The sequence below is a fragment of the Streptomyces rishiriensis genome (genome assembly GCF_003112535.1).
In the GTDB taxonomy this organism is placed as follows: Bacteria; Actinomycetota; Actinomycetes; order Streptomycetales; family Streptomycetaceae; genus Streptomyces; species Streptomyces rishiriensis.
This window is the reverse complement of sequence record NZ_BEWA01000015.1, coordinates 61654-81678: the sequence shown is the minus strand read 5'-3', so window position 1 is coordinate 81678 and position 20025 is coordinate 61654. Positions and strand designations below refer to the sequence as shown.

The following is a 20025-nucleotide window of genomic DNA, read 5'->3' as shown; positions in this document are numbered from 1 at the left end:
GCTGGAACCGGCCACTTCCTCGGAGGCCCCGCGCAGGACGGCGGCTCTCCTGCGCGAAACGGCCGCCGGCCTTGCTCCTCCCGCCCTCGGCCGGCGGCCCCGAGGCAGTTCGCGCGTCTCCGACGGCAGGAGCTCCCGCATGGCCGTGCCGGCCGCGTCCGCCTGTACCTGTCTGCGTCCGCCTGTACCTGTCTGCGTCTGCCTGTACTCGTCGGCGTCCGCGTCTGCCTGCGGCTGCGTCTGTCTGCCTATATCTGCCAGGACCGCAACCGGTCGGCCGCTCCGTAGACGTCGGTCTTGCCGTCGAGCAGGTCACGGGCCAGGTCGACGAGCGCGCCGTACGGCGGGTCGATGCCGACGCCGCTGGTGAACATGTACGCCACCGCCGTCGCACAGGCGAAGCGGGCGTTGGCCGAGGGCAGCGGCTTGAGCAGGGTGAGCGTGTGCAGCAGGGCGGCGGCCCGCCAGGCCGGGTCGGAGTCCACGCCGAGCCTGGGCGGGTCGACCCGGTGCCGGGCCACGGCCGCGACCAGCGCGGAGAAGTCGTTGACGGTGGGCTGCTCGGGCAGCACCTCTTCGTGGCGCTGGAGAAGCCAGGGCACGTCGATGTGGATGACGGACGTCATCGGTCAGGCGACCCGCCCCTCGCTCCGGGCGGAGCGTTCGTCGTCCGGGAAGGCGGCGGCGAACTCGTCGGCGTGGGAGGCGAAGAAGCTGCGGAAGGCCTCCGCGCCCTCCTGGAGCGCCCGGTGCCGCGCGATGTCGGCCGCGGCCGCCTCCCGCACGAGCGCCTTCATCGAGGTGCCGCGTTCCTTGGCGATCTGCCGCAGGTCCTCCAGCTCGCGATCGCTGAATTCCACATTGAGGGCTGGCATGTCCTTCACGGTACCGCGCGGGTACTTACTCGTAAATATCACCAGGTCAAACCGTTGACCGCGCGGTACCGCAAGGTGTCCGTACCGGTCCGCTCCCGATCGGGTCGGGACTATCCCTGATCCGCCACGAAGGACGCCATCCGGGTCAGAGCCGCGTTCCAGTTGATCGCGGTCTCGTTGGTCGACCAGGACTGGATGTCGTCGATGTAGCAGAACTGGCCGACGCACCCCTGGAGCTTGGACTGTGCATAGGGATCCTGGATGCTCGAGTTCGGGCCGCCCGCGAGGGTGCCCGCCGGCGGGGAGGGCAGCTTCGGGTCGAGCTGGTGGGCGTACCAACGACTGTGCTGGTGCTGGGCGTTGGCCTCGCCGTAGCCGGTGACGTACGAGATGTTCAGCGCGTTGCGGCCGAGGATGTAGTCCATACTCTGGACGGCGGCGTCACGGTACTTCGAGGCGCCGGTGACGTCGTAGGCGGTCGCGAGGACCACGGCGTTGTTGAGGACCTGGTGGCTGGAGCCCCAGTCGTAGCGGTTGCCGTCCGGCGCGTACGGCATGCCGTACGGCTGCGAGGCCAGGGCGGCGAGGTACTTGTCGGCGCCCCGCACCACCGAGCGGCGGACCTCGTCCCGGCCGGGCAGCTTGTTCGGGACGAGCGCGAGGTCGAGACGGCCGGCGGCCGCCGTGCGGGACCAGTCGAACCCGTTGGGGCCGAAGACGTCGACGGTGTGCGCCGGAGAGCTCAGCACATGGTCGGCGAACCGCTTCTCACCGGTGGTCAGATACAGCTCGGCCGCCGCCCAGTAGAACTCGTCGGTCACGTCGTCGTCGTCGTAGGCGCCGCCGCCGGTGCCGTCGGCCGCGTCCGCGTACAGGGCCGGGTGCGCGAGGGCCGCCGCCCAGGCCTTGCGCGCCGCCGACAGCGCCTTCGCGGCGAAGGCCTTGTCGTAGGGCCGGTAGAGGCGGGCCGCCTGCGCGGCCGTCGCGGCCAGGTTGAGGGTCGCCGCGGTGCTCGGCGGGTGCAGTTCACGCTGCTGCGGGTCGTCGGAGGGCAGCAGCGGCAAGCCGGTCCACTGCGCGTCGTGGATCTTGTGATGGGCCATGCCGGCGAGCGGCTGCCCGTCCGGCACCTGCATCTTCAGCAGGAATTCCAGCTCCCAGCGGGCCTCGTCGAGGACGTCGGGCACGTGGTTGCCGCTCTCGGGCAGGGCGAGCGTGCCGTCGCCCAGCTTCGCCGGGTGACCGGTGCGGGCGACGAGGGAGCGTTCGTAGGTGCTGAGCAGTTCCCAGGCGGCGATGCCGCCGTTGACGACGTACTTGCCGTGGTCTCCGGCGTCGTACCAGCCGCCGCCGACGTCGAGGCGGTAGCCGCACTCGCCCGGCCGGCAGGGGACGCTCGTGTCGCCCTGGTTGGGCGCGACGCCCACGTGGCCGGCCGCCCTGCCGTAGCCGGGCCTCAGGTCGTCGCGGATCGCGATGCCGCTGCGCTGCGTGTAGTAGTACTTCACCGCGTCCAGGCGCAGCTGCTCGTAGGCGGCGGCGCCGATGTCGAACGGCCGGCTGGTCTCCCCGTCGGCGACCAGCGTGAACCCGGTGCCGCGCTTGCGGTAGGCGCCGAAGTCGATGGTGTGGACGTTCTGTCCGGAGGAGGCGTCCAGTCCGCGCGGCACGCTCCAGCCGTGCGCGACCGTCGCACCCGCGCTGTTCTTCAGCTGCCAGGGCAGCTTCGCGACGGCGTCGGTGACGAGGGTGGCGTTCTTCGGCCCGGCGGGCAGATAGGCGACCTGGTTGACGCGCACCCGGGGTCCGGTGTCGGGCTCGTACACCTGCGGCGGCACCCCGCCCAGCAGCGAGACGTCGTCCAGGCAGAACCGCCACGGATCGGCGCTCCCGCCCACCTGGAAGGCGACCTGCCCCTGGGTGCTGTCGACCGGCGAGGTGAACGTGTACGAGTACGAGTCGCCCGCCGGGTCCAGCACCGGGGACGCCTCCTGCCAGGTGTCGTACGGGGAGACCGAGAGCCCCACGATCGCCCGCACCGCGTGTCCCCCGGGCGCCCCGGAGGCACGGAACGAGAAGCGGTAGGTCGTGCCCTTCACCAGGGTGATGTCGTTCTGGCCGACGGCGGAGTCCCAGCGGTTGGCGGTGCCCCCGGGCACGTCCGCGCACAACTGGCCCCCGGTGAGACCGGCCGTGACGTTGCTGGTCCACCAGGGGTCGGCGGTCGTGTCGAAGCCGCCGTTCCTGACCTGCTCGACCTCGTCGGCGCCGGCGTTCTGCACGGGCAGCGCGGTGAGCGCCGCGCCCAGCAGGGTCGCGAGGGACAGCAGGGCGGTTCTGCGTCGTTTCACGTCCAGGCTCCTCGGTTGAGGTGCGGAACGCTCCGTGCGGGGTCCGGACGCCACGCGTGGGAGCGCTCCCAAATCGGGATCGCAGGATATAACCGCGGCGCGTGTGTGGGTAGTTGACGGAGCGAAGCATTGTGCGGGATGTGCGACGCGGGAGCCGGACGCGGGTCCGCCGGAGCGGGGTGCGGGGCGTCGCGGACGCGGGGTCGGGGCGCGCAGGAGGCTGCGGGATCTCCCGCTCGCCGGGCGTGCGGGGCCCCGGCCCGGGCGGCGTTGTCAGGGTTGCGTCCTAGTGTGGGCGGTACGAGAACGCGCGCCCGCGGGAGTGCACGGCCCGCCCGCCGAACAGGAGGTCACCATGACCACGCTGCCCGACCGGCCCCGCACCGCCCTGCTCGTCGTCGACGTCCAGAACGGCGCGGTGGCGGGCGCGCCCCGCCGGGACGAGGTGATCGCCAACATCGGCGCCCTGGTGGGCGCGGCCCGCGCGCAGGACGTGCCGGTCGTCTGGGTGCAGCACTCGGACGCCCAGCTCGTCTCCGGCAGCGAGGACTGGCGCTATGTCGACGAGCTGGTCCGCCTGGACGGCGAACCGCTGGTCCACAAGACCTACTCCGACGCCTTCGAGGACACGGAGCTGGAGTCGCTGCTCGCGGAGCGCGGGGTGGGCCGACTGGTCGTCGCGGGGGCGCAGACGGACGCGTGCATCCGCTCGACCCTGCACGGCGCCTTCGTACGGGGGTACGACGTGACGCTGGTCGGCGACGCGCACACCACGGAGGACCTCACCGCGTACGGCGCCCCCGCTCCGGAGCAGGTGATAGCCCACACCAACCTGTACTGGTCGTGGCAGAGCGCGCCCGGCCGCAGCGCGGGCACCGTGGACACGGCGAAGGTGACGTTCGAGCCGGCCGGGTAGGCCCGGACGCCGGGTCACGCCTCCGGTCCGGTGCTGCGGATCGCCCCTGGGCCGTGCCGGGGGGCGCTGCTGGTCAGGGTCAGGGTCAGGGTCAGGGTCAGGGTCAGGGTCAGCCGCAGGGTCGTGCCGCGCAGGCGTGGGACCAGCCGGTGGCCGGGTCGCCGTCCGGCACGGCGGCGGGCAGGGCGTCCGCACGGCCCGCGTAGCCGGCGTGCGCGTGGGGGTGGGTCACCGGCGTCGGGGGCTCGGGGGCGAAGACGGTTGCCGAGGAGGGCGCGGACACGTCGCCCAGCCGCGGGGACGGCCGTGTCGCCCGTCCCGTCAGATCGTCCGGTTTTGACTCTTGACGCTGCGGGGAACCCGCTGTCCGGCAGGCCCGTGGGGGTTCTCGTCCACGCGTGGGCGGGACACACTAGGCTGGAACGGAAGTGACGTGCCCGTTCACTGTGAGTGTCCGCGATGGAGTGGCGAGATGAGCCCGGAGTATCCGTTCGACGAGGCTGCGACGGCCCGGGCTGTCGTCGACGACGCCGGGACGCTCGTCGGGTGGAACGAGGGGGCCAGCGCCCTGCTCGGCTGGGAGACGGCCGAGGTCGTGGGCCGGCCCGCGGTGGAGCTGGTGGCCGGGCCGGCCCCCGTGCTCACCGGCCCGCGCTGGGACGGAACGGTCACTTTGCGCCACCGTGACGGTCGGCCCCTGCCGGTGTGGCTGCTCGCCCATCGCTCCGAGGCCCGGGGAAGCGGTCCCGGAGAGTGGCTCATCGTCACCCCGGTGGCCGGAGTCGACGGCGCCGCCCTCTCGGACGACCCCCTCACCTCGGCGGCGCTCGTCCAGTCCCCCTGCGCCGTGGCGGTCTACGACGAGCGCCTGCGGCTGCGCCGGATCAACGAGGCGATGGGCGAGGTGATCGGCCTGCCCGAGGGGCGGATCAAGGGACTGCGGCTGTCCGAGATCGGCGGCCGGCCGCAGAGCACGGAGCTGGAGCAGCACATGCTGCGGGTGCTCACCAGCGGTCGGGCGCAGGACGTGCAGATGTACACCCGCACCGGCGGCGAGGAGCGGGCGCACGCCTGGCTGGCCCGGATGGCTCCGCTCACCGACGCGGCGGGCCGGGTGCGGGGCGTGTGTCTGGCGGCCCACGACTTCACCGAGAACTACCTCGCCCGTGAGCGGCTCCAGCTGGTCAACGAGGCGAGCGTGCGCGTCGGCACCACCCTCGACGTCACGCGGACGGCGCAGGAGCTGGCCGAGGTGTGCGTGCCCGCACTCGCCGACTTCGTCAGCGTCGACCTGCTCGACCCGCAGGACGGCGGAGAGCTCCCGGCCCGCTTCACACCGCCGCTGAGCCTGCGCCGCACCGCGCACCACTCCGTCAACACCGGCACCCCGGAGGCCGTGGCCAAGCCCGGGGAGTCCCAGAGCTACCCGGCGGGGTCTCCGCAGGTCGACTCGCTGATCGCGGGGCGCACCATCATCGGCACCGTGCCCAGCGGCGAGCTGGACGCCTGGCTGACCTGGGACCCGGCGCGCGGGGCGCGGGTCCGGGAACTCGGCATCCACTCCACGATGTCCGTGCCGATCCGGGCGCGGGGCGTGACCCTCGGCGTCGCCGTGCTCACCCGGTTCCGCCGGCCCGACCCGTTCACCCCCGACGACGTGCTGCTCGCCGAGGAGATCACGGCACGGGCCGCCGTCTGCATCGACAACGCCCGCCGTTTCTCGCGCGAACGGGAGACCGCCCTCGCCCTGCAGCGCAGCCTGCTCCCGCGCAGCCTGCCGCGGACCGCCGCCGTGGACGCCGCCTCCCGCTACCTGCCGGCCGCCCGCGCCGGGGTCGGCGGGGACTGGTTCGACGTGATCCCGCTGTCGGGGATGCGCGTGGCCATGGTCGTCGGCGACGTCGTCGGACACGGGATCCAGGCCTCGGCCACCATGGGCCGGCTGCGCACCGCCGTCCGCACCCTCGCCGACATCGACCTGGCCCCCGACGAACTGCTGACCCACCTCGACGACCTGGTCGTCCGCCTGTCCGAGGAGGCCGGGAACGAGGGCAGCCCCGGCGAGGTCGGCGCGACCTGTCTGTACGCGGTCTACGACCCCGTCTCCCGGCGCTGCACGCTCGCGCGGGCCGGGCATCCCGCGCCCGTGGTGCTCCGGCCGAACGGCGTGTCCCGGCGGGTCGAGCTGCCCGCCGGTCCCCCGCTCGGCGTGGGCGGCCTGCCGTTCGAGTCGGCCGTCCTGGAGGTCGCCGAGGGCAGCGTGCTCGCGTTCTACACCGACGGTCTGATCGAGTCCCGCGAGCGGGATGCCCAGGCCGGTCACCGGCTGCTGAGCGAGGCGCTGGCCGCGCACGCGGACTCCCTGGACGAGACCTGCGACCGGATCCTGCACGCCCTGCTCCCGTCCGGCGGCGCCGCCGACGACGTGGCCCTGCTGCTCGCGCGCACCCGGGGGCTGCCCGCCGCGCAGGTCGCGACGTGGGACATCCCGGCCGATCCCTCGCTGGTCGCGCCGATCCGCAGACAGGTCGTCGAGCAGCTGTCGCGCTGGGAGCTGAGCGAGGCCTCGTTCACCACGGAGCTGGTGGTGAGCGAGCTGGTCACGAACGCCATCCGGTACGGCTCCCGGCCGATCCGGCTGCGGCTGATCCACGACGGCACGACGCTGATCTGCGAGGTGTCCGACAACAGTCACACCGCACCGCACCTGCGCCGGGCGAGGACCTTCGACGAGGGCGGCCGCGGTCTGCTCCTGGTCGCCCAGCTCACCCAGCGCTGGGGCAGCCGGCACACCCCCGAGGGCAAGACGATCTGGGCGGAGCTGAGCCTGCTCGACGAGGAGTGAGCGGGCTTGCCGCCCGCCGTTCGAGGGCGGTGTGACGTGCGTGACTGCTTGCCGGACTTTTACCCGGGCATGTTTTCATGGACCGGCACCCGGGCCAGTTCGATGGGCGGGCCCGACCAAGTTCCCGCCTCCGGAGTACTGCTCTGAACACCCCTCTCACCGAAGCCCTGTCCGTCTGTCTGCTCGCCGCCTCCCTGGTGTGGGCCGTGATGCGCCCCGCCGGACGGTCGGAGGCGCTGATCGCCGTCCCCGCCGCGGCCGTGGCGATCGCCCTGGGAGCGGTCTCGCCGCAGCACGCGCTGGCCGAGGCCGAACGGCTCGGGCCGGTCGTCGGCTTCCTCGCGGCGGTGCTGGTGCTCGCGCACCTGTGCGACGTCGAGGGACTGTTCACCGCGTGCGGGGCGTGGATGGCCCGCCGGGCCGCCGGCCGCCCCCGGCGGCTGCTGGTCGCGGTGTTCGTGCTGGCCTCGGCGGTGACGGCCGTGCTGAGCCTGGACGCGACCGTGGTGCTGCTCACGCCGGTGGTGTTCGCCACCGCCGCCCGGATGGGCGTGCGCTCCCGGCCGCACGTCTACGCGTGCGCGCACCTGTCGAACACGGCCTCGCTGCTCCTTCCGGTCTCCAACCTCACCAACCTGCTGGCGTTCGAGGCGAGCGGGCTGAGCTTCACCCGGTTCGCCGCGCTGATGGCGCTGCCCTGGGTCGTCGCGATCGGCGCCGAGTACCTGGTCTTCCGCCGGTTCTTCGCCGACGACCTGCCCGCCGTCGAGGGAGCCGACGACGACGGCCCCGCGCCCGAGCTGCCCCTGTTCGCGCTGGTCACCGTCGCCTGCACGCTCGCCGGGTTCGTGGTGGCCTCGGCGGTCGGGATCGAGCCGGCGTGGGCGGCGTTCGCGGGCGCCCTGGTCATGGCCGTACGGGCGCTGGCCCGGCGGCGGGTGACGCCGGTCGCCGTGGTGCGGGCCGCGGCGCCGGGGTTCCTGGCCTTCGTGCTGGCGCTCGGGATCGTCGTGCGCGCGGTGGTCGACAACGGGCTCGCCGACGCGTTGCGGCATGTCCTGCCCGGTGGCTCGGGCCTGCTCGCGCTGCTGGGCGTGGCCGCGCTGGCCGCCGTCCTGGCGAACCTGATCAACAACCTGCCGGCGGTGCTGGTGCTCGTGCCGCTCGCCGCCCCGGCCGGGACAGGGGCGGTGCTCGCGGTGCTGCTCGGGGTGAACATCGGCCCCAACCTGACCTACGCGGGATCCCTGGCGACGCTGCTGTGGCGGCGCGTGGTGCAGGAACGCGAGGAGCGGGTCGGCGTCGGCGAGTTCACCCGCCTGGGGCTGCTCACGGTGCCGGCCGCGCTGATCCCCGCGGTCGCCGCGCTGTGGGCCTCGCTCCAGGTGATCGGCGTCTGATCGGCGGCCGCCCCCTGCGGCGGACGTCAGCGCCCCCAGCCGCCGGAGCCGTAACCGCCGTATCCGTAGCCCCCGCCGTAACCGCCGTATCCGGGGCCGCCGTATCCGGGGCCGCCGTACCCGGAGCCCCCGTATCCTGAGCCGCCGTAGCCGCCGCCCGGCCCGCCGCCCCACTGGCAGGAGTACGGGTGGGAGGGCGAGCAGGACGCGTCGTCCGAGCCGGACGAGGAGCCGGGCGCCGGGACGGCGGTCCGGCCGGCGGACGGCGTCGGGGCGGGCGCGGGGGACTTCGCCGCCTTGGGCTCGGGGTTCCGGGCCGGGGCCTTCGAGGCGGTGCTGTCGGCGCCCCAGTTGACGAACTGCATCTGCGCATCGGGCTGCGAGGTGTCGATCACCCAGCGCTGTGCGGCGCTGTCCACCCGGTTCTTCAGCACGAGCGCGCCCGATCCGTCGGTGGCGGCCGGCGCCAGTGCGAGGTTCTGGCCCGAGCGCGGGACGAGCGTGCCCTGCAGGGTGAAGTCGTAGCGCACGTTCCTGGGCTCCGGCTGGCCGGCGCCGGCGCACGGGCCCAGCCGGACGGAGTAGCCGAGGCGCGAGTCCAGGCACAGTCCGGCGTCCGCGGCGCTGCGCAGCAGGCCGTCCGGGTCGTACGACCACTGCTGGCCGGGTGCGGAGGAGCAGGCGGCGAGTTCGGTCTCGGCGCCGTCGGCGGGCTTGCCCCCGACGATCCCGATACACAGCCCGGAGGCGACGTTGTGCAGCCTGCCGCGCATGGCGCCCTGGGCGTTGTCCCCTGTGCCGGTCCACGAGGGGCCGGCGGTGGCCGTGTCCGTCCCCGCGGCGGGGGCCTTCGCCGCCTCGCTGTCCCCGGCCGACGCGGCGTCGTCCCCGGAGCCGAGGGCGGCCCACACGACGAGCGGCAGGACGACGATCCCGCTCACCGTCAGCACGGCGGCGGCCAGGTTGCGGCGGCGGGCCCGGCGGGCCGCCTTCTGGGCCGAACGGCTCGTCCCCGGGCGGGTGCCGGCGTCCGCCGTGGCGCCGGGCCGGACGGCGAGGCCCGCGGCCCGCGCCCCGATCCGGGACAGCGCTCCCGACCGCGATCCGGCCCTGCGGGTCCCGCCCGGCGACCCCGCGGCGGCGGGCGCGGGAGAGGGCGCGGCGGAGTTCCCGTCGGTGAAGGCCTCGCCCGCGTACCCACGGGGCGGCTCGGCGGCCGGGTCGGCGAACCGGCCGTCGCCGGCCACCCTGACCTCGACGTAGGCAGCGGCCGCCCAGCCCAGGATTCCTTCGGCCAGGGCCGCGCCGAGCAGTCCCTCGAACTGTCTGAGCTGGTCGGCGGTGTGGGCGCAGTGCCGGCATCGTTCGAGATGGGCGCGCAGGTCGGGGTCGAGGCCGGCGCCGCCGCGGCGGCAGGTGACGTCGAGCAGCCGATGGTAGCGGTGGCACTCGTCGTCGGTGGCGAGCTCGCGGTGCACCTGGAGGCACTCCTCGCGCAGCCGCTCGCGGGCCCGGCGCAGTTCGACGCGGGAGCCGTCCTCCTCCAGGCCCAGCAGCCCGCCCGGCACCGCCAGCGGCTCGGCCTCGACCTCCACGTGCCACAGCAGACAGCGGGCCGCCTCGGGCAGGCGCTGGAACGCCCGGGACAGCATGCGCCGGTGCACGGGCGGCAGCATGAGGGCGGCCGCGCGGTCGCCTCCCAGGCCGTCCGCGGCGCCGTCGGCCTCGGCCTCGGAGCGCAGCGCGGGGTGCAGCAGGTCACGGCGGCCGTCGGCGTCCCACTCGGCGGCCACGCGGCGCACGGTGACCAGCAGATGCGGGCGCCACGCGGCCGTCGGCCCGTTCTGCCGCAGGGTCTCGCCGAACAGCCGGGTGAAGGCGGCCGTGGTGAGCATGCCGGCCGCGCGTTCTCCGTCGGTGCACAGCCGTGCGTAGGCGAAGGCCGCCTCCCAGTGCCGGTCAAGCAGCTCGCCGACGGGATGCAGCGCGGGGGACGCCCCCGTCCACTTCTTCAGCTCCGCGCTGAGTTGTTCGTCCGTCGCGTCGAAGCGGCGCGCCGAAGGGGAATTCGACAGGCCTGCGTGGTTCACGGTCTGCATTCCTTCCGGGGGCATGCGGCACAAAGTCCATACCATTGGGTATGCGACCCCGCCGGGGAAGCGGGATCGGCTCGCACAGGGTTCGACGCCTCTGAACGTCCGCGGGGGACGGCTCTTTTGGAGCGGGCGGGGTGTGGACGGGAGGCGTCTCGCGCGCACGGTGCGGAAAACGTTGTCCGTGCGCCGACAAGGCACACCTTCGCACAGCCGGACCTGGAGGAACAAGAGATCGCACGGTTTCCCGCATTCCCCACCGGCCCAGAAATCTTGACGAAACGTCAATCCGCGAGTGCGCCGTGGGGCGGTCACTGGAGCGACGCCCCTTTTGGTCCCCTCTCGACCGGCTTTCGGGTGGGACATCGTGTGGCGCATTCCGTCCCGAACACCTCCCCGGGGAGCTTTTTCCGCGTCGTGTCCCGGCGGTCGGCCGCCCTGCCGTGGCAGGGTCGGGTGCAGCGGACCGAGGAGGGCACTGATGAGGGTCGAGGCCATGAACGGCGCCGGCGGCGGGGCTCACGTCCTGGGCGAGGCGGCGCTGCGGCAGTACCGGGAGGACGGCTTCACCGTCGTCCGGGGACTGTTCGGACACGACGAAGTCGAGGCGCTGTGCGCGGAGTTCGGGGCACTGCAGGCGGCCGGGCGGCCGGTGCCGGGGCATTTCGAACCGTACCCGGGGGACGCCGACCCTTTGCGGGCGTACCCGAGGGTGCTGCACCCGCACGAGATCTCCCCGCTCGCGCGGCGGACACTGCTGGACGCGCGTCTGCGGGAGGCGCTGGAGGAGTTGCTCGGCGAGGAGGCGCTGGCCGCGCAGAGCATGTTCTACTTCAAGCCGCCCGGCGCCCGGGGGCAGGCGCTGCACCAGGACAACTTCTATCTGCGGGTCGAGCCGGGCACGTGCGTGGCCGCCTGGCTGGCCTGCGACGTGATCGACCGGGACAACGGCGGACTCGAGGTCGTGCCCGGCACGCACCGGATGCGGCTGTTCTGCCCGGAAGAGGCGGACGCGCAGGCGTCGTTCGCGCGGGAGTACGTGCCGCCGCCGCCCGGCCTCACGGCGACGCCGGTCGACATGGCGCCGGGGGACGTGCTGTTCTTCAACGGCAGCCTGGTGCACGGCTCGCGCCCCAACCACAGCGGCGACCGGTTCCGCCGCTCGTTCATCGGCCACTACGTCGGCCGGTCGGCGGAGCGGATCGGCGGGTACTACCGGACGCTGACCATGAGCGGGGCCAGGGTGGTCCTGGCGGAGAGCGAGGGGGCGGGGCCCTGCGGCACGGAGTTCACGCCGCACGCCTCCCAGGCCCCGGAACCCGGGCCGAACGGCTCCGGCTGAGTCCCCCGCCCGCCCCCGCCCCGTCGCACCGCACCGCACCGCACCGGTTCAGTCGAGCAGGTCCAGCGCCCGCTCCCACCCGAACCCCTCCCCAGCGGCACGGTCGTCGGCGGGGGCGAACCGGACGCCCATCGCGCTCAGCCGTATCAGGCTGTCCCGGTAGGCGGGATGACGGGCCAGGGTCTCGTTCACGCAGGGCAGGACGCCGACGGGGACGCCGAGTCCGGCGGCCTCGCACAGGGTGCCCAGCGCGAGCGTGTCGGCCACTCCCGCCGCCCACTTGTTGACGGTGTTGAAGGTGGCCGGGGCGACCACGACCGCGTCGGGGTCCGGGAACGGCCGCGGATCGCCGGGCCGTCGCCAGGCGGAGCGGATCGGACGCCCGGTCTGCGCCTCGACGGCGGCGACGTCGAAGAAGCCGTTCATGGCGGGCGGCGTGGCGATGACACCGACCCGCCACCGCCGCTTCTGTGCGGCGGTGATCAGTTCGCCGACGTCCGCGGCGACGCCCGCGGCGCAGACCACGAGGTAGAGGAACGGCTGCTGTTCGTCCTGTGGGGTCACCCGCGAACCCTACTGAAGCAGGAGGGGCGCCCCGTGCTCAGCCCCGCGGGGCGGCGCGGCTGCCGCCCGGCCGGGAGACGCCCTCCGGCGGGCGTCAGCCGGGCGGTCCGGACAGCTTGATCGCGCCGACCGGGCAGGCGCGCGCGGCCTCCCGGAGCATCGGTTCGCCCCCGCCGTCCTCACGGCCGGGCAGCAGGGCGCTGAAGCCGTCGTCGTCCTGGGTGAAGACGCCCGGGGCGGCCAGGGCGCACTGGCCCGCGCCGATGCAGACGTCCGTGTCGATGTGGATGTCCATGTGGCGGCCCCTCACCAGGTCACGGGGAGGTCCAGCATCCCCTGAATGGTGTCGCCGGGCTTGAAGCGGGCCTCCTCGGCGGGAACGGCCAGGCGCAGGCCGGGCAGCCGCGCCAAGAGCGTGCCCAGGGCGATCTCCAGTTCGGCGCGGGCCAGGTTCTGGCCCAGGCACTGGTGGATGCCGAAGCCGAAGGCCACGTGGTGGCGGGCGGAACGGCTCCAGTCGAGGGCGTCCGGCGCGGGGAAGGCGCTCTCGTCGCGGTTGATGACCGAGGTGGCGAAGACCACGCCGTCCCCGGCCCGGATCGTCGTCCCGCCGACGTCGATGTCCTCGGTGGCCTGCCGCAGCAGGCCGTCCGCGATGGACAGCATCCGCATCAGCTCCTCGACGGCCGCCGGCAGCAGCGACGGGTCGGCTCGCAGCTCGGCCAGCCGCTCGGGGTGCTGGAGCAGGGTGTACACGCCGAGGGAGATCATGTTGGCGGTCGTCTCGTGCCCGGCGACCAGCAGGATCGTGGCCAGCGCGACGGCCTCCTCGCGGTCCACCGTCCCCTCGCGCACCTGCTGGTCGACCAGGGCGTCGAGGACGCCGTCGCCGGACGGGTCCTCCAGCTTGCGGTCGATCAGCGCGCCGAGGTAGCCGTCGAGACGGTCGCGCGCCTCGCGCACTTCCTGCTGCACCCTGCTGCGCAGCAGACGCCGCGACTGCTCCTCGAAGAACTCGTGGTCGGCGTACGGAACACCCAGCAGCTCACAGATCACCGTGGACGGCACGGGCAACGCGAAGGCGCTCACCAGCTCCGCGGGCGGTCCCTGCGCCAGCATGGCCTCGATCCGCTCGTCGACGACGCGCTGGATGGCCGGGCGCATGGCCGTGGCGCGCTTGAGGGTGAAGTTCGCCAGCACCAGCCGGCGCTGGGCGTGGTGTTCGGGGTCGTCGACGTTGAGCAGGGCGACCCTGCGGTCCGGCAGGGCCCGCAGCCGGGGCGAGGTCGCCGGGTAGCCGGGGCGGGTGCGATCGGTCGACAGCCGGGGGTCCGCGAGCAGAGCGCGGGCCGTCTCGTGACCGGTGACCAGCCAGGCGGTGGCGCCGTCGTAGAGGGTGACGCGGGCGAGCGGACGGGAGTCGCGCAGGGGGTCGTAGGCGGCCGGCGGCCGATAGGGGCAGGTCCGGTCCTGCGGGAAGGCGACGGGGGCCTGCTCCCGCGCCGCCGCCTCCGCCGGGCTCGCCGCGCCTTCGCCGCGCATGGCGATCCGGGCGTCCGTGGTGACCGGGTTGTCCGCCGTGTCCTGGGTGTCCGTCGTGACCTGGGTGTCCGTCATCGTGACCTCGCAGACGAGGGGTGCGTCCTGCCGATCTTCATTAGATGCCCCGGGCACCTATAAGGCGACGCGGAGTTCGGCCAGATCGACGAATCGGGCGATACGGCCGGAACCCTTCGCTCCGGAGCGCTGCCTCTGCGGCGGATCAGGCGGCCTCGGCAGCGGACCAGGCAGCTTCGACAGCGGCGTGGGCAAAGGCCTGGGGAAAAACAGTTGCCGTCCGGCGGTCGCCACCCGCAGTATCCGGCCATGTCCACCTACGAAGCCCTGCCGCTGCCGATGTCCGCCGCCTCCTCCCCGGCCGCGGTCCAGCAGCAGCCCGGCGTCCCCCAAAGGCCCGGCGCCGCGGCCTCGTGACGGCCGCGCTCGTCGCGGGCCTGATCGCGGGATACGGCATCGCCGTACCCGTCGGCGCGGTCGCGACCTACCTCATCTCCCTCACCGCACGCACCTCCCTGCGCACCGGTGTGTGCGCCGCGCTCGGCATCGCCACCGCCGACGGGCTGTACGCCCTGGTCGCCACGGCCGGGGGCGCCGCCGTCGCCGCCGTGCTGCGGCCGGTGCTGACGCCCCTGCGCTGGGCCTCGGCCCTGGTGCTGCTCGTCCTGGCGGCCCGGGGCGCGGTCACGGCGCTGCGGCAGTACCGGGCCCACCGGCTCAGCACGCGCTCCGCCCCGCCTCCGCCGAGCCCTGCGCGGGCGTTCCTGAGCCTCCTCGGCATCACCCTCCTCAACCCGACGACCGTGGTCTACTTCGCCGCGCTGGTCCTCGGCAACGGCGCCGACGACGCGGTACGCCCCCTGGACCAGGGGGTGTTCGTGCTGGCGGCCTTCGTCGCGTCGGCGAGCTGGCAGGTGCTGCTCGCCGGGGGCGGCGCGCTGCTGGGCCGTGCCCTGACCGGTCACCGCGGCCGGCTGGCGACGGCGCTCCTGTCGAGCGCGGTGATGACGGGGCTCGCCGTTCGGATGGTGTCGTAGGCCCGCCGACGTACGGATGAAACAGGCGGGTACCGGTGTTGAAGCACGACGCGGGACGGACGTGTGCGGGACCGACGTGTGCGACACGCATCGCGCGACGACGGCATGCCGCCGGACACGACGGCCGCCATGACGACGGACGACACGACGAAGGGGACGGATGCCATGCCTCTCGAAGGCGAGTACGAGCCCAGCCCGGAGCAGTGGGTGCGCGACCAGGTGGAGCAGTACGAACGCTCCGGCGGCAAGGAGGCGACGACGCTGCGGGACACGGGAATGCCCGTCATCCTGCTGACGACCCGGGGCGCGAAGAGCGGGAAGCTGCGCAAGACGCCTCTGATGCGGGTCGAGCACGACGGCCGGTACGCGCTGGTGGCTTCCCAGGGCGGCGCGCCGAAGCACCCGGTCTGGTACCACAACGTCAAGGCCGAGCCGCACGTCGAGCTCCAGGACGGGCCGCAGAAGCGGGACATGACGGCCCGCGAGGTCACCGGCGCGGAGAAGGCCGAGTGGTGGGAGCGCGCCGTCGCCGCCTATCCGCCGTACGCGGACTACCAGAAGAAGACGGACCGGGAGATCCCGGTGTTCGTCGTGGAACCTGACGGCGGCAGCTGACCCGAGAGCGCAACCCGCCCCGGATACGGAAGGGCCCTCCGCCGATGCGGAGGGCCCCTCTGCGCGGGTCGTGCGACTCAGGCGTCGCGGATCATGCGGCTCATGCGGCTCAGGCGGCTCAGGCCTCCGAGGCGTCCGGGGCGTCGCAGGCATCTCCCGGAAGAAGATTCCGCCGGTTCGGGCATGAAGGCGTTCGCGCCGGGCAACCGACTCTCAGGCCCCGCCGCGCTCCCCCGTCGCGGCGGGGCTTTCTTCTGCCTCGCGCGTGGGACGGTCGGTCACGTCCAGGAAGATCTGGTCGGCCTCGGGAACCACGCCGGCGATCGAGCGCTTGATGCGGACGGCGACCTCCTCCACTCGCTCGCTGTCCATGCCCGGCATGAGGTCGATGCGGGCCGCCACCAGGGCCGAGTCCAGGCCCATCTTCATCGTGAACAGCGCTTCCACGCTGTCGATCTCGGGCTGGGCGTCGAGCAGTGCGCGGATGCGCGCGCCGGTCTCGGGGTCGGCGGCCTCGCCGATGAGCTGGTCACGGGCGTCACGCCCCAGCCGGTAGGCGACGAAGACGAGCAGCGCGCCGATCGCCAGCGAGGCGGACGCCTCCCACACGACCTGCCCGGTGACCATGTGCAGGGCCATCCCGACCGCGGCCAGGGTGACGCCGAGCACCGCCGTGCCGTCCTCGGCGACGACCGTGCGCAGGGCCGGGTCGCGCAGCCCCGCGACGGTGCCGCCCTGCGCGCGGACCTGGTGCAGCGCCCGCAGCAGTGAGGCGCCCTCGGCCAGGAAGGACACGCCGAGCACGATCAGGCCGGCCACATACCCGCTCGTCTTCTCCTCGGCGCCCGACCGAAGGGCCTCGACGCCCTGGAAGACGGAGAAGCAGCCGCCCATCACGAAGATCCCGACGGCGGCGAGCAGCGACCAGAAGAACCGTTCCTTGCCGTAGCCGAAGGGGTGCCGTCGGTCGGCGGGGCGGCGGCTGCGGCGCAGCGCGGCGAGGAGGAAGACCTCGTTCAGACTGTCGGCCACGGAGTGCGCGGCCTCCGACAGCAGCGCGGGCGAGCCCGCCAGCAGGCCGCCCACCGCCTTCGCCGCCGCGATGATCAGGTTGGCGGCAAGCGCCACCAGAACCGTGACACGTGTCTTCCGGTCGGCGTTCCGTTCGGCACCGCGCTCGCCTTTCTCCGGGGTCGTCTCTTCGCCTGTGCGTTCGGCGTTCCGTGTTGAAGATGTCCCGCTCACGTTCGCCGACTGCCCCGGCGGGTGCGGCTCACACCGTGCCGTCGGCGGAAATCGGGGAACGCGGTGGTCAGGGAACGCATCACGAACAGAACGGATCACGCGCGGCCCGCATCAGGCACGGCACGCATGACGCACGACACGCATCACGCACGGCACGCATCACCACCGGGAGGAAGCATGGGCGACGGGGGCGACGACAACGCCGACTACGGGCACACGTCGTTCGAACGGTCCGCGAGCCGGTTCACCGACCGTGTCACGGCGGACGGCCGCGACGGCTGGCCCGTCGAGGCGGGCCGTTACCGGCTGGTCGTCAGCCGTGCCTGCCCGTGGGCGAGCCGGGCGGTGATCTCGCGGCGGCTCCTCGGCCTGGAGGACGCGCTGTCGATGGCGATCGCCGACCCGATCCAGGACGACCGCAGCTGGCGCTTCACCCTCGACCCGGACGGCCGTGATCCCGTGCTCGGCATCCGCTACCTCAGCGAGGCCTACGAGCGACGGGAGAGCGATCCGCCGGGCGGGGTCAGCGTGCCGGCCGTCGTGGACGTGCCCAGCGGCGAACTGGTGACCAACGACTACCAGCGGCTCACCCTCGACCTCGCCACCGAGTGGTCGGCCCTGCACCGCCCCGGCGCCCCCGACCTGTACCCCGAACGGCTGCGCGACCAGATCGACACGGTGATGACCGGGGTGTACGAGGACGTCAACAACGGGGTGTACCGGGCGGGTTTCGCGAGTGGGCAGAAGGAGTACGAGGAGGCGTGCGCGGGCGTCTTCCGGCGTCTGGACCTGCTGGCGTCCCGGCTGGCAGGGCAGCGGTACCTGGTCGGCGACACGATCACGGAGGCGGACATCCGGCTGTTCACCACACTGGTGCGTTTCGACGCCGTCTATCACGGTCACTTCAAGTGCAACCGGTGGAAGCTGACCGAGAACCAGGTTCTGTGGGGTTACGCCCGCGATCTGTTCCAGACCCCCGGCTTCGGCGACACCGTCGACTTCGACCACATCAAGCGGCACTACTACCGAGTGCACACCGGCATCAACCCGACCCGGATCGTCCCCCTCGGACCGGACCTGGCCGGCTGGCGCTCCCCTCACCACAGGGAGGAGCTCGGCGGCCGTCCGTTCGGCGACGGGACTCCTCCCGGACCGGTGCGCGCCGAGGAACAGGTTCCGGTGCGGGGACGTCCCTGAGACCCGTACCCCTCACAAAGGAGAGACCGACGTGTCCAAGAAGAGGAAACTGCCCCTCGTGTACCAGCCCGTGGGCTTCGCGCTCGGCTGGGCGAGCGGCGCCCTGGCGGGCCTCGCGTTCCGCAAGGCCTGGAAGGCGATCCGTCACGAGGACGACGCCCCCGACGCCCTGGACCGGGACCGCGGCTGGGGCGAGATCCTGGTGGCGGCGGCGGTCCAGGGCGCGATCTTCGCCGCGGCACGCAGCGCCGCCGACCGGACCGGCGCCAAGGCGATCGAACGGTCCACCGGCGTCTGGCCCGCGAAGGAGAAGTCCGGCCGGGACTGAGCACCCGGCGGCGTAAGCCCGTCCCCCGGCAGCGACTCGGGGCCGCCCAACCGAGACGGTTGGGCGGCCCCGAGTCGCTGCCGGGGCGCCCGGACCGGACGTCGATCCCGGGCGCGGCCCTTGCCCGGGTCCCGCTTCAGCCCTGCTTCGGTGCGGTGGAAGGTTCGAGGCGCAGGGTGAAGGAGTGGCCGGCCGGGTCGGCGTAGCCTCGTTCCTCGTGCGGGCCGGGGGCGCCCTTGGTCTCCAGCGGGCGACCGCCCAGGCTCACGACCCTGCGCTCCACCTCGTCGAGGTCGTCGACGAGGAAGTCAAGATGGGCCTGGAGGGAGTTCTCGGGGCGGGGCCAGCTCGGCGGGGTCGCGTTGACGTCCCGCCGGAAGGCCAGTCGGATGTCCGCGCCCCTGATCTCCACACGGTTGGCGCTCATGCCGGTCTCCTCGGCGTCGAGCAGCCCCTTGTAGAACTCGGCGAGCTTCTCGGGCTCGGCACAGTCGAGCACCACGACGCCCGCTTTCACCACTGCCATGTCGTCTCTCCTCCGCGAGGTCCGGGCCGGGGCGGGCGGGTCCCCGTCCCCGAATCTTGCGGATACCCCCGTTTCCGTCGCCCACCGGCCACGCCCCGTCACGCGTGCGGTCGCACACACAGAGCGCCCACCTCCTGGACTTCCTGGACAGGTGTCCCGTTATAGTGGACACCCGTCTGAGAAGTAGCAGAAGCAGGGGTAGAGGGAGAGCATGAACATTCTGGCGAACGTGCTGGTCGGATCGGTGGCCGCGCTGCACCTCTACATCCTGGTGATGGAGATGTTCCTGTGGGAGAAGCCGCAGGGGATGTCGTTCCACGGCTTCGACGCCGAGCTGGCGAAGCGGACCGCCTCGATGGCCGCCAACCAGGGGCTGTACAACGGCTTCCTCGCGGCCGGGCTGGTGTGGGGGCTGGTCGCCGCCGATCCGACCGGGGTCAGGGCGCAGGTGTTCTTCCTGTCCTGTGTGATCGTCGCGGGGGTGTACGGCGCGGTCACCGCGAACCGGCGCATCCTGGTCGCCCAGGCGCTTCCCGGCGCGATCGCCCTGGCCGCGGTCCTGATCGCGCAGTGACCCGGGGCGAGGCCGAGGACCCGCGCGCGGCCCGCACCCGGGCCAGGCTGCGCACCGCGCTGCTCCAGGAGTGCGCCGAGCATCCGCTGGAGGAGGTCGGGGTGGCCGCGCTGGTGCGCCGGGCGGGCGTCGGACGGGCCACGTTCTATGTGCACTACCCCGACCTGGAGGCTCTCGCCGTCGACGCCTGCGCGGATGTCGTGCGAGAGGCCGTGGAGGCCTTGCACGCCTGGCGCGGACGGCCGGACCCTGTTCACGCCCCGGCCGCGCTGGCGGAGTTCTTCGCCTCGCTCGCCCCGCACGCCGTGCTGTATCGCACCCTGCTGGCACCGGGCGGCGGCGGACCGCTCGGCCGGGTGCTCCACCGGGACCTGCGGGCCTACAGCCTGCGGGAACGGGAGCGGGCGGGCGCGGCGGACGCGCCCCTGGTCGCCTCGGCCGTGGCCGCGACCTTCGCCGGCGTGCTCGCCGACTGGCTGCACGGCGACCTCGACGGCACGCCCGCCGAAATCGCCGACCAGGTCTGGCAGTTGCTGGTCGCCCTGCACGCGAGCCGCTGA

Annotated in this window: 20 protein-coding genes; 10 read left to right on the top strand and 10 right to left on the bottom strand. The window is 73.4% G+C overall.

Features of this window, described 5'->3' with window-relative positions; all coding sequences use genetic code 11:
* Window positions 1-248: 248 nt before the first annotated feature.
* The 3 genes from Sri02f_RS25910 to Sri02f_RS25900 form a co-directional block, all read right to left on the bottom strand.
* The gene (locus Sri02f_RS25910) at window positions 249-626 is read right to left on the bottom strand and encodes a toxin Doc (protein WP_109003714.1); all 378 of its coding nucleotides are present in this window, start codon (window positions 624-626) and stop codon (window positions 249-251) included.
* 3 nt (window positions 627-629) lie between these two features.
* Window positions 630-875 (bottom strand): hypothetical protein, encoded by a 246-nt coding sequence (locus tag Sri02f_RS25905; RefSeq protein ID WP_109003713.1) that lies wholly within the window; start codon window positions 873-875, stop codon window positions 630-632.
* 110 nt (window positions 876-985) lie between these two features.
* The gene (locus tag Sri02f_RS25900) at window positions 986-3226 is read right to left on the bottom strand and encodes a glycoside hydrolase family 9 protein (RefSeq protein WP_109003712.1); all 2241 of its coding nucleotides are present in this window, start codon (window positions 3224-3226) and stop codon (window positions 986-988) included.
* A gap of 355 nt (window positions 3227-3581) precedes the next feature.
* Here Sri02f_RS25900 and Sri02f_RS25895 point away from each other — a divergent pair, with 355 nt between their 5' ends.
* Window positions 3582-4142 carry a cysteine hydrolase family protein gene (locus Sri02f_RS25895; protein WP_109003711.1) on the top strand — a complete coding sequence of 187 codons (561 nt, stop codon included), beginning with the start codon at window positions 3582-3584 and terminating at the stop codon, window positions 4140-4142.
* A gap of 109 nt (window positions 4143-4251) precedes the next feature.
* Here Sri02f_RS25895 and Sri02f_RS41360 read toward each other — a convergent pair whose 3' ends face one another.
* On the bottom strand, window positions 4252-4425 hold the full coding sequence (locus tag Sri02f_RS41360; protein WP_159106783.1) for a hypothetical protein: 174 nt from the start codon (window positions 4423-4425) through the stop codon (window positions 4252-4254).
* A gap of 189 nt (window positions 4426-4614) precedes the next feature.
* Here Sri02f_RS41360 and Sri02f_RS25890 point away from each other — a divergent pair, with 189 nt between their 5' ends.
* Together Sri02f_RS25890 and Sri02f_RS25885 are read left to right on the top strand one after the other, a co-directional pair.
* Window positions 4615-6987 carry a SpoIIE family protein phosphatase gene (locus tag Sri02f_RS25890; protein WP_109003710.1) on the top strand — a complete coding sequence of 791 codons (2373 nt, stop codon included), beginning with the start codon at window positions 4615-4617 and terminating at the stop codon, window positions 6985-6987.
* Window positions 6988-7064: 77 nt separating this feature from the next.
* The gene (locus tag Sri02f_RS25885; protein WP_373865127.1) at window positions 7065-8387 is read left to right on the top strand and encodes an SLC13 family permease; all 1323 of its coding nucleotides are present in this window, start codon (window positions 7065-7067) and stop codon (window positions 8385-8387) included.
* 26 nt (window positions 8388-8413) lie between these two features.
* On the opposite strand, the gene Sri02f_RS25880 is transcribed toward Sri02f_RS25885, so the two are convergent.
* Window positions 8414-10486, bottom strand: a complete 2073-nt coding sequence (locus tag Sri02f_RS25880) for an RICIN domain-containing protein (protein WP_109003709.1) — start codon at window positions 10484-10486, stop codon at window positions 8414-8416.
* Window positions 10487-10961: 475 nt separating this feature from the next.
* Here Sri02f_RS25880 and Sri02f_RS25875 point away from each other — a divergent pair, with 475 nt between their 5' ends.
* Window positions 10962-11822 carry a phytanoyl-CoA dioxygenase family protein gene (locus Sri02f_RS25875; protein WP_109003708.1) on the top strand — a complete coding sequence of 287 codons (861 nt, stop codon included), beginning with the start codon at window positions 10962-10964 and terminating at the stop codon, window positions 11820-11822.
* Between the two features lie 48 nt (window positions 11823-11870).
* Here Sri02f_RS25875 and Sri02f_RS25870 read toward each other — a convergent pair whose 3' ends face one another.
* From Sri02f_RS25870 to Sri02f_RS25860, 3 genes are all read right to left on the bottom strand, one after another.
* Entirely contained in the window at window positions 11871-12386 is a 516-nt protein-coding gene (locus Sri02f_RS25870; RefSeq protein ID WP_109003707.1) for a flavoprotein, read from the bottom strand.
* Between the two features lie 94 nt (window positions 12387-12480).
* Entirely contained in the window at window positions 12481-12681 is a 201-nt protein-coding gene (locus Sri02f_RS25865) for a ferredoxin (RefSeq protein WP_109003706.1), read from the bottom strand.
* 11 nt (window positions 12682-12692) lie between these two features.
* The gene (locus tag Sri02f_RS25860) at window positions 12693-13928 is read right to left on the bottom strand and encodes a cytochrome P450 (protein ID WP_109003794.1); all 1236 of its coding nucleotides are present in this window, start codon (window positions 13926-13928) and stop codon (window positions 12693-12695) included.
* 428 nt (window positions 13929-14356) lie between these two features.
* Between Sri02f_RS25860 and Sri02f_RS25855 the strand changes: the two genes are divergently transcribed.
* On the top strand, window positions 14357-14980 hold the full coding sequence (locus Sri02f_RS25855) for a LysE family transporter (RefSeq protein WP_109003705.1): 624 nt from the start codon (window positions 14357-14359) through the stop codon (window positions 14978-14980).
* Between the two features lie 165 nt (window positions 14981-15145).
* Entirely contained in the window at window positions 15146-15595 is a 450-nt protein-coding gene (locus Sri02f_RS25850) for a nitroreductase family deazaflavin-dependent oxidoreductase (RefSeq protein ID WP_109003793.1), read from the top strand.
* 213 nt (window positions 15596-15808) lie between these two features.
* On the opposite strand, the gene Sri02f_RS25845 is transcribed toward Sri02f_RS25850, so the two are convergent.
* Entirely contained in the window at window positions 15809-16726 is a 918-nt protein-coding gene (locus Sri02f_RS25845; RefSeq protein WP_245970802.1) for a cation diffusion facilitator family transporter, read from the bottom strand.
* Between the two features lie 291 nt (window positions 16727-17017).
* On the opposite strand from Sri02f_RS25845, the gene Sri02f_RS25840 reads away from it, so the two are divergent.
* Both Sri02f_RS25840 and Sri02f_RS25835 read left to right on the top strand, forming a co-directional pair.
* Window positions 17018-18037, top strand: coding sequence for a glutathione S-transferase family protein (locus Sri02f_RS25840; RefSeq protein WP_109003703.1), 1020 nt, complete (start codon window positions 17018-17020; stop codon window positions 18035-18037).
* A 31-nt stretch (window positions 18038-18068) separates the two neighbouring features.
* Window positions 18069-18365: a DUF4235 domain-containing protein gene (locus Sri02f_RS25835; protein ID WP_109003702.1), complete on the top strand. Its 297-nt coding sequence runs from the start codon at window positions 18069-18071 to the stop codon at window positions 18363-18365.
* A 136-nt stretch (window positions 18366-18501) separates the two neighbouring features.
* Here Sri02f_RS25835 and Sri02f_RS25830 read toward each other — a convergent pair whose 3' ends face one another.
* Window positions 18502-18891 carry a VOC family protein gene (locus tag Sri02f_RS25830; RefSeq protein WP_109003701.1) on the bottom strand — a complete coding sequence of 130 codons (390 nt, stop codon included), beginning with the start codon at window positions 18889-18891 and terminating at the stop codon, window positions 18502-18504.
* Between the two features lie 211 nt (window positions 18892-19102).
* Here Sri02f_RS25830 and Sri02f_RS25825 point away from each other — a divergent pair, with 211 nt between their 5' ends.
* Window positions 19103-19465 (top strand): DUF1304 domain-containing protein, encoded by a 363-nt coding sequence (locus Sri02f_RS25825; protein ID WP_109003700.1) that lies wholly within the window; start codon window positions 19103-19105, stop codon window positions 19463-19465.
* Window positions 19462-20025 (top strand): TetR/AcrR family transcriptional regulator, encoded by a 564-nt coding sequence (locus Sri02f_RS25820; protein WP_109003699.1) that lies wholly within the window; start codon window positions 19462-19464, stop codon window positions 20023-20025. The genes Sri02f_RS25825 and Sri02f_RS25820 overlap by 4 nt, the downstream gene beginning before the upstream one ends.